This is a genomic window from Fibrobacter sp. (assembly GCF_045601785.1).
Taxonomy (GTDB): domain Bacteria; phylum Fibrobacterota; class Fibrobacteria; order Fibrobacterales; family Fibrobacteraceae; genus Fibrobacter.
In genome coordinates this window covers 1-9,225 of the sequence record NZ_JAZSAF010000039.1, presented here as the reverse complement: position 1 = coordinate 9,225, position 9,225 = coordinate 1, and the positions used below count along the sequence as shown (strand labels likewise).

Below are 9,225 nucleotides of genomic sequence, written 5' to 3'. Positions count from 1 at the left end.
AATCCAGCCAATGTTCAGGACCAGTCCCATGTAGGCATAGTCCGCAAACACCTTGTTCGGATCATACTTATCCGCAATCCAGCCACTATGGAATTGCACCCAATACGCCAGGACGAAACAAACCGTCATGGCGATAAAGTCCGAAAGGACCACGAGGATGCGTTCCAATGTAGCAGCACGAATCATAACGACTCTAAATTACAAAATTGCGACTGCCAAAGGCTATCCGTTACGCAAGGAAACGGATGACCTGGCTCTTTTCGACAATTTCGGGCAAAGCGTCGATAGCGTCCACCGCCTTCGAGGCCTTGCAATCCAGCGTCTTTTCGGTAATCACCACCACGGAAACCTTGCCCGGGTCGTTCACGTTCTTCTGGATAATGGTCTCGATGGAGATGCCGTTTTCGGCGAGGATGCTCGTAATCTTTGCAAGCACACCGCAAGCGTCACGGGAAGTAAAGCGCAGGTAGTAGCGAGAAGTCGTTTCCGAAATCGGCACGAGCGTCGCGGAATTTTCGACGTTGAACCAGCCCATGGGGAGCGCCTTGCGGCTACCCTGGTCCACAGAGCGGGCCAGGGAAACGAGGTCGGCCACCACGGCAGAAGCCGTCGGGAGGCGGCCAGCGCCGGCACCGGTCTGGACCGTTTCGCCCAGATTGTCGCACTTGAGGTAGACGGCATTGATGACGCCGTTCACGTTAGAAAGCAGGTTGTCGTTAGAGACAAAGCACGGATGCACGCGGGCGTCCACGCGGTCACCATCGCGGTGGTAAATGCCGAGAAGCTTCACGCAGCAGCCAATTTCCTTGGCGAATGCGATATCCTGGGCCGTAATTTTCGAAATACCCGTCACATGAATCTTTTCAAAGTCCACGCGCTTGCCGCTGCAGAGGCTAGCAAGGAGGGCGGTCTTGTGGGCGGAGTCAATACCTTCAATATCGAAAGTCGGGTCCGCTTCGGCAAAGCCGAGCTTCTGGGCATCCTTCAAGACCACATCGAAGTCGAGACCTTCGTCGGCCATGCGGCTCAGGATGTAGTTGCAGGTACCATTAATGATGCAGCTCAGGTGTTCCACCGTAGAGCCGAGCAGGCCTTCCTGGAGGCTACGGATAATGGGAATGCCACCGCCCACGGCTGCTTCGAACAGCACATGCAGACCATTCTTGGCTGCAAGCGGGAAAATCTCGTGGCCGTACTTCGCGAGGAGGGCCTTGTTGGCCGTCACCACGTGCTTGCCGCTTTCGAGGGCAGCGAGGATCCACTTGCGCGGCATGTTGTAGCCGCCGGCCAGTTCCACGAGCACGTCAATGTCGTTACCGGCGATCATTTCGTCGGCATTGGTCGAAACCTTGTAGCCCTTCGCCTTGTAGGGGGCGACTTCTTCTTCGGACTTCGCGCAAATGCAAGCGAGTTCGAGCTCGACACCGAGCTTTTCCTTGTATTCAGCAATCTTCTGTTCCAGAATCTGAATAACACCGCCACCGACGGTTCCAGTACCAATAAGTCCAATACGCAGCATAAGGCGTCTCCATTTTAAATTTTTACGGGCGTAAAGATAGCAATATTTTTTTGCTATATTTCGCCGCATGGAACAAGCATCCGTCAATCCAGCCATCGGCTCCATCCTCGACGAGCAGAAGCTCAAGAACATTGTCTATCCGGCAAAGCTCTTCAGGACACGCCTGAACGAGGAATTCATGCGGGCAAACCGCACGCGCAAGCCGTTCCTGTACATCAAGATGTACGCCCACCAGTACGACTTCTTTGGCTGGGGAAGCCCAAACAAGACCGTCGAGAACACCTGGCGCATCAGCATCCTCACCATGTTCTCGCATCTGCGCTTCATCGACGTCCTCGGGTTCCTTTCCGACGGAAGCGGCATCGGTCTCATCCTTCTGAATTCCGACCTCGCAACGCTGGAATCCATCCGCAAGGAAATCTTGCACAAGCTTAACGACGCAGGCTTAATCCAGACGCTCCGCATCAAGCCGAAGCGCCCCATCTTCGAAGCCTACATCTACACCGGACTCCAAGAAAAGGAAAACCTGGAACTCACCGAAAAGATCGACGCCTTCAACGGGGCAAACGGAAGCTTCTTCTCGCTGTCGCGCCTGAACCTGGACAACATCTGGGAACACCCGCACACCATCCGCTTCCGCCACATCATCAAACGCATCGTGGATGTCAGCTGCACGAGCGCAGCCATCATCCTCTGCTCCCCCATCCTCCTGTTCTGCGCCGCCGCCGTGAAAATCAGCGACCCCAAGGGTCCCATCATCTTCAAGCAGACCCGCGTCGGCAAGAACGGCAAGCTATTTACCATGTACAAGTTCCGCAGCATGTACGTGGACGCCGAAGAACGCAAAAAGGAACTCATGGCACAGAACGAGACGGGCGGCAAGACCTTCAAGATGAAGAACGACCCGCGCATCTATCCATTCGGCCGCGTGCTCCGCAAGTTCAGCCTCGACGAACTGCCGCAGTTCTTCAACATCATCAAGGGCGACATGTCTATTGTGGGTCCGCGTCCGCCGATTCCATCCGAAGTGGCGGAATACGAACCGTGGCACCGCATGCGCCTGTCCGTAACGCCGGGCCTGACCTGCATCTGGCAGGTAAGCGGCCGCAGCAACATCAGCTTCGAAGGCCAGATGCGCCTCGACAACGACTACATCAAGCGCAACGGAAAACTTTCCGAAGACTTCTCGCTCATCCTCAAGACCTTCAAGGTCGTGTTCAAGGGCGAAGGCGCCTACTAGTCAATGCGTCGTAAGGAATGTGAAATGTGAGATGAACATTCCTGAAAATAATTCACAAAAGAAAAGCCAGCCCAAGAGTGGGCTGGCGATTAGGATTAACAACAAATGAAACTAATTCTTAAGGCAACGAACGGAGTTAGCAGCATTGGATTTATGGCTTTGATAACCACAACCGAGACCAAAAGTGATCAAGTCAGCTGATGCTGGAGATCTTTCTGTCGCCGTCCAGAAAGCGCTACAAGAACCCGCGCCATAGAAAAAATCGTAGTTTAAAAAACCTGCAGGCAATACCGAGAACGCATAAGAATCAGGACAAGAGCCATCCCCAAAAATATTCCCAGCATCGTCGAGACAACGTCCATCAATCAAGAAATCCGTATACAAAAGCACGGCTTTAGAACCACTCAATGCAACTACAGAGAATAAAGTTTCCCATTCATCTCTAGAGGGCAGATGCCAACCACTAGGACATGCCTCCATTGCAGCGTTCCAAGTATAAAGACGACCATATTCGGTGCAATAGGCAGGATTGTTATCGTAGCAGAAACTACTCTCTGCGAGATAGTTCAAATTTTGCGCCATCCAAGTCTGAGAGCCTATTGACACCTGCTTATACACCTGGCCATCCCGAGAATCTACGAATGTGGTAAGACTCGCCCGAGCAGTTTCTTCTGCAGTTTTTATTGCAGACTCCTTAGCCTCTTTTTCAGCTTTTTGCGAGGCTTCATCTGCAGCCTTTTTTGCTTCATCTGCGGCCTTTTTCTCTTCCCGACTTCCAGATATATCCACATATTCTAATGGATGCTCACCACACGCACAAAATACAAAGAATACAGCTAGCCAAAAGCACTTTAACATAGCGGGCCTAATGTTCATACTCCACAGCCAATCCCCAGAAGGAACATTCAAACTCTTCATCAGCCTTGATTCCCAAAAACCATTGTTGCGAAGAGGATACATCCATATGAATATCCATTATGTTATCAACATTAAGGGTGCCATCATCGGTCTTTACCTTTTTTCCTACAAATTTTTTCAAAAATTCTATTTCACTACAACCAACTTTAGCCGACTTGTAACTATATGATAAAGACTTCATCTGCTTGATTTTGAGCGACACCACTGGGATAGGCTCACCCACAGCAGGAGTATTTGGATGCGTTGTAGTGCAAGCTGCCAACAGAAATACACTAATCAACAACAGGATTACTTTTTTCATTTTTTCTCCAGATGTTAAAAATAAATTCTATGGATAATAATGGGGAAATAGATTGTTCAAAATCCGTTTCAACTTTTTTCAAACATAACGTAAATTGTAGTCCCATATCCAAGAACCAATTGTCCATGGGCTTATTGATTCCCAAACCAACAAGTAATTTCGGATAAAGAACCCATTCTGGCTTAAACGGATCTCCATAAACATCCGTTGCAATTTCTTCTTGTAACGTGAAAAATGTCTCTCTATATACGTAATCAAATAAAATGCCCAATTCGCCCCACAAAGGGTTTCCAATACGTAATGCTAATGGCAAAGAAAATCCCATAAACATGACTGTGTAATCGGAAACCTCTGTTTTTGAAATTCCTTTTTCCCATTCTTCGTCATATAAGCTGAATTTTGAATATATAACTTTGTCCGTATTTTTGAAATCACGCAATACCAACGCATAAAAATCAAGCCCGCACTGAATAGCCATTTTCTTATAAAAGAAATAGCTAAAGGCAAAACCCACCTCCCCCTTGGGACCATAGAGTCCATTTAGCGAAGCGCCCCCCAAGTGAACACTCCCTCCCCAATGCATATTCGTCTCTGAAAACGGAGACATGTTCTTTACTTTTACGGTATCATAAACTTCTGATTCGACAAATAGATCTTTTACAACACGGTCATTATTGTCGTTCACTTCAACATTTTTTTCATTCTGATCGGCATCCAGCAGTTTTTCGATATCAGTCTCGCTCCGATCGTCATCTTCGAGAACAATCAAATCATCCTCTTGAGCATATACGCTCAAGAAACCCAATAGAAACACAATAAAAAACATTTGCTTTAGCAAGGCACAAATTCCTACATACAACTTAATTATCTCTTTCCTTTATTTTTCTTTGGGTACAGACACATTCCTTTTCTCATATCGTTAGGAGAAAGTCGGTTCTTATTTTCAAAAGCATCTTTATAATCCTTCTTATCCCAAATTCAGGCTTCTTGCATATTGTATTTTTCATCATAGAGAATCCAAATCAGCTTATCCCAATCATAATTCTTAGCCTTAGAAACCATTGTGACTCGACTTCCCGGTTTGCCGCTCGGATGATTCGATTTTACTTGGTAATGGACTCTTTTAAATTCAAAATCAAAGCCCTTGTTTACCGCGGTCAGAGTTTGCATATAGTCGGAATACGCCGTTTCGCTCATTCCAACCATCATGGCAGCATCGTATTCTGATATAGCAGTAATTATCTGTGGAGGAACACCAAATTTTTCTTGCCACTTTAAGGCGAGACTAATAAGTTCTTTTTTCAGCATGCGCTCTCAAATGTAAAAAAAACTATACATTGTCAAGTTTTTTCTTTAAAAATCGCCGACTTTGAAGTTTTTTTCAGGACGGGTCACCATTTTCGCATCTGGTTCACAAGCATACGCTTCAAGGGAAAATATCAAAATTAGATTACGCTGCGCATTACAGGTACTTTTTACAAAAGAAAACCTCGCTCATCGCGAGGTTTTAAATTTTTTCGGACTTTTCGAAAATTATCTGTTGTTCAGGTAGTCAAGCACTTTCTGCGTCAGGTCATTTTCCTTTTTCCAGAACACCACGGCACCGGTCGCACGGTCCACCACCATGTCGTAGCCTTCCTGCAAGGCGATTTCGTTGATGGCCTTGCGAATCAGCTGGATGATCGGGCCGCTCACCTTCTCGTTTTCAGAAATCAGTTCGCCCTTGCGGCCGTACACGCGGTCAATAAAGCTCTTGAGTTCCATATCCTTCTTGTTGTACTCGGCTTCGAGTTCACGCTTCTTTTCGTCCGACAGCATGAGCACCTGCTTATCAAGCTTTTCCTTGATGGCGGCAAGTTCCTTCTGCAGCAAGTTGCCCTGCTGTTCCCACTTGGCCACCTGGCGGTCGTACTCTTCCTGGGCGCGCTTGGTGCCCTTGTAGCCGTCAAAGATCAGCTTGGAGTCCACATGCGCAATGCGCAGCCCGTCTTCGGCAAACGAGACCGCTGCGAATGCAAGCAAGAAAACGATCAGCAGACGTTTAAGCATAAAGCCTCCTTAGAATCCCTGGCCAATGACAAAGTTGAACTGCATGTCGCCCACTTCGGTACGCTGCAGGCCGCTGTAGGTTTCACCCACATCCAAGGGCCAGGCAAAGTCGAAGCCGATAATGCCGAGCATCGGCACAATCACGCGGAAACCGAAACCGATGTCCTTCTTCAGGCTCGTCGGATCCCATTCGCTGAGCGGATTCCTGGACGGCTTCGGCACCTTGGTGCGCGGGTTGTAGCGTTCACCGAACACGTTGCCGGCGTCAAAGAAGAACGGCAACAGGTAGAATGTCTGCGGCACAAGACCGAGCTGGAGTTCAGCTCCCGTGTACTGGTAGCTGCGGCCCAAGCGGCGGTAACCGATGGAGCCCGAGCTGTAACCGCGCATCATGCCTTCGTAGCCCATCACGCCACCCATGGTGTAGAGCGTGCGGTACTGCAGCTGGTCGCCCATAATCACACCGTATTGGTTCGTAAGCGCAATCGCCAGGCGGTCGCGGAACAAGGGGAACCACCACTTAATCGTAAGTTCGGTCTTCACGAAGCTAAAGTCGCTGAACAGCATGTCGTCGGCCCACTGCACATCAAGCACATAGCGTGAACCGTCGGTCGGGAACTGCGGCAGGTTCTTGTCGTCGCGGAGCAGTCGGAAGTTGAGTGCCGATTCCACACCGGTATAGACAACATAACTGTCGTCGATGTTTGGGCCCTGCTTGTTCATGAGCCAGCTATAACCGATCTGTCCGTAGAAGTAGTCATCGGGCCACTTGAGGCGCTTACCCAGGTAGACCGAGCCACCGTAACGGGTAATGTCGGGGTCGTCGTACTTGGACATGTTCCACCAGGAGTAGCTGAGGCTTGTACCCAAGGTAATCGGCTTGTCGAGGAACCACGGTTCCTGGAAGCTTACAGAAGCACTCTTCTTGTCCTGACCGTATTCAACGCTGAACGATGCGGCCTGACCGTCACCCATACAGCAGTTCGGAATAGAAATACTTGCCGTACCCACGACACCGTCGCTTTCGCTGTAGGACACGCCCAAGCTGAACTGGCCGGTGCCCGCTTCCTTTTCCTGCACGGTAAAGTCGAGGTCCACATCCTGCTCGCCCACCACCTTGATGTCAGGGACAACCATGTCGAAGTAATTGAGCTGCATGATTTCACGGAAGCTGCGTTCCAACAGGGACTGGCGGTACGTGTCGCCCGGATACAGGCGCACTTCGCGGCGGATCACCTTTTCGTTCGTCTTGGTGTTGCCGTGGATGTGCACCTTGTGGATCTGCGCCGGAAGGCCTTCGGTCATCTTGTAGGACAGGTTCACAATCGAGTCGTTCACGAAGGTGCGGGTTTCTTCGTACTGGGCAAACAGGTAGCCGTCTTCGCGGTAGGCATCCAGGAGAGCCTTGCGGGAGGCCTCGTACTTGTACTGGTCGAAGACTTCGCCGCTATCAAGACGGAAGGCATAGGCAAGCATCTTGTCGTTCAGCACCTCGTTACCCGAGAAGTGCAAGCCACCCATGTAGTACTTGCGGCCTTCAACCATGTGGATATGAACCAGGATGGCGCTCGAAGTCTTGATGTTGTCGTACTTGTTCAGTGCCGGGAACATGTCTTCGATCATGTAGCGGACCAGGAGTTTTTCTTCGTAGGGAGAGCGCTTCTTGATCTTGCGGAGCGAATCAATCTTCGGGTTCTTCCACTTGCGGCCATCCACGATGTCGAGCCATTCCTTGCGGGCGCTCTCGTAGCGGATAATGTCGTTGAGCATCTTCCAGGCGTCTTCTTCGGACTTGACCTTGACCTTAGGTCTAGTCACCCAGGGCATCTCGGCCACTTCGCGGTGCTTGCGGAACACGTGGGTGACCTGCATGGTCGGTTTGCCCGCCATCTTGTAGAGTGCCGTTGCAGAATCACCCAGGGCGAGGTTCAGCTGCTTGTAGAGGACTTCCAAGTTCTCGCCCAGCGGAACCATGCGGCCCATGTAGAACAGGCAGGTGGAATCCGGCAGGTATTCGGCGCTGAACTCGGTGAGTTCAGCGTCTAGGTAGCCAAAATGGCGAATGGCGTTCAACACCGTGTCGCGGTCCGCCTCAAAAATGTTTTCCTTGAATTCGCCACCGCCCCACCACTGGTCGAGCTTTGTCACCATGTGCTCCATGATGTCTTCGGCGGGCACGTGGTCGTTCCCCTGGATGTCAAACTGGCGCACCTTGACCTTTTCGCCTTCGCGGACAATAAAGGTCACCATGTTCTTGTTCTCATCTACAGAGGTCTCGCGGTAACCCACCTCGGCAAGCAGGTAGCCTTCGGAGCGGTAATAATCCAAAATGGCCTGGCGATCGCGTTCCAGCTGGCTCTTGCTGTAGACCTGGCCCGGAATCAGGCGAATTTTAAGCTTCAGGTCTTCTTCGGAAACTTCGTCACAGCCCTCGAAAACGGCCGTATCCAGCGCAGGAAGCTCCTTGATCTTGAAAATGAGATCGACATCGGTGCCTTCGCCCACGTAGTCAATCCAGGCAGTCACATCGTCAAAAAGTCCTGACTTGTAGAGAGATGTCACCGAAGACTGCACCTTTTCGGTGAGTGCCGTCGGAGAATAGCTTTGGCCATCGCGAATGCCGATACGGCTAAGGACTGCGCGATCGTCCATGTGAACAGTCCCTTCGACCTTGACCTTGTGGATCTTGTTTTCGACCATATAGCTGTCGGACATTTCGGACATGTCCAAAAGCTGGCCCCACGAAAGAGCTACAAAAACAAATAAAACAAACAGCGAGCGAAAAAGCAGAATAAACCTACCTATAAACAAAATTCGGGACAAAAATACAAAAGTTAATGGCGAGAGACCTGCCCAAAATTCCAAAAAAGCGACAAAAAACCTAAATTAACATTTTAGCGAAATCTACACAAAAAAGCACTAGTGTAAAAAGTGGAACGAGCGTGCTTTTCGTTTGAAAAAAATCCTTCGTCACTTACCTTTGGCCTCGAGTCTTTTCTATATTATAGCGCGTAAAATTTTAACCCTAAAAAGAGGATTGCTACAATGGCAAAGCTTTCTATCGAAGATCTCGAACTCGCCGGCAAGCGCGTGTTCATCCGTGTTGACTTCAACGTTCCGCAGGACAAGGTGACTGGCGAAATCACCAACACCAAGCGTATCGAAGCCGCCCTCCCGACCATCCAGTACGCTCTCGAT

The 9,225-nt window shown here is 49.9% G+C and carries 9 protein-coding genes and 1 pseudogene; 2 read left to right on the top strand and 8 right to left on the bottom strand.

The window, feature by feature from the left end:
* Together ACKI61_RS05730 and ACKI61_RS05725 are read right to left on the bottom strand one after the other, a co-directional pair.
* A pseudogene (locus ACKI61_RS05730) lies at positions 1-186 on the bottom strand (sugar transferase); the annotation flags it as partial.
* 43 nt (positions 187-229) lie between these two features.
* Positions 230-1,519: a homoserine dehydrogenase gene (locus tag ACKI61_RS05725; protein WP_407456802.1), complete on the bottom strand. Its 1,290-nt coding sequence runs from the start codon at positions 1,517-1,519 to the stop codon at positions 230-232.
* A 67-nt stretch (positions 1,520-1,586) separates the two neighbouring features.
* On the opposite strand from ACKI61_RS05725, the gene ACKI61_RS05720 reads away from it, so the two are divergent.
* Positions 1,587-2,759 (top strand): sugar transferase, encoded by a 1,173-nt coding sequence (locus tag ACKI61_RS05720; RefSeq protein ID WP_173566147.1) that lies wholly within the window; start codon positions 1,587-1,589, stop codon positions 2,757-2,759.
* Between the two features lie 111 nt (positions 2,760-2,870).
* Here the strand turns inward: ACKI61_RS05720 and ACKI61_RS05715 are convergent, their stop codons facing one another.
* The 6 genes from ACKI61_RS05715 to ACKI61_RS05690 all read right to left on the bottom strand — a co-directional run bounded on the left by ACKI61_RS05715 (position 2,871) and on the right by ACKI61_RS05690 (position 8,751).
* Positions 2,871-3,548 (bottom strand): FISUMP domain-containing protein, encoded by a 678-nt coding sequence (locus ACKI61_RS05715; RefSeq protein WP_407456801.1) that lies wholly within the window; start codon positions 3,546-3,548, stop codon positions 2,871-2,873.
* 76 nt (positions 3,549-3,624) lie between these two features.
* Entirely contained in the window at positions 3,625-3,978 is a 354-nt protein-coding gene (locus ACKI61_RS05710) for a hypothetical protein (protein ID WP_407456800.1), read from the bottom strand.
* Positions 3,950-4,747, bottom strand: a complete 798-nt coding sequence (locus ACKI61_RS05705) for a hypothetical protein (RefSeq protein ID WP_407456799.1) — start codon at positions 4,745-4,747, stop codon at positions 3,950-3,952. The genes ACKI61_RS05710 and ACKI61_RS05705 overlap by 29 nt, the downstream gene beginning before the upstream one ends.
* A 209-nt stretch (positions 4,748-4,956) precedes the next feature.
* Positions 4,957-5,286 carry a hypothetical protein gene (locus ACKI61_RS05700; protein ID WP_407456798.1) on the bottom strand — a complete coding sequence of 110 codons (330 nt, stop codon included), beginning with the start codon at positions 5,284-5,286 and terminating at the stop codon, positions 4,957-4,959.
* Between the two features lie 225 nt (positions 5,287-5,511).
* Positions 5,512-6,027 (bottom strand): OmpH family outer membrane protein, encoded by a 516-nt coding sequence (locus tag ACKI61_RS05695; RefSeq protein WP_407456797.1) that lies wholly within the window; start codon positions 6,025-6,027, stop codon positions 5,512-5,514.
* 9 nt (positions 6,028-6,036) lie between these two features.
* Complete coding sequence (locus ACKI61_RS05690; RefSeq protein WP_407456796.1) at positions 6,037-8,751, bottom strand: outer membrane protein assembly factor; 2,715 nt, start codon at positions 8,749-8,751, stop codon at positions 6,037-6,039.
* A gap of 321 nt (positions 8,752-9,072) precedes the next feature.
* Between ACKI61_RS05690 and pgk the strand changes: the two genes are divergently transcribed.
* Positions 9,073-9,225, top strand: a 153-nt coding sequence (pgk, locus tag ACKI61_RS05685; RefSeq protein WP_407456803.1) for a phosphoglycerate kinase, incomplete at its 3' end; no start/stop codon positions are given.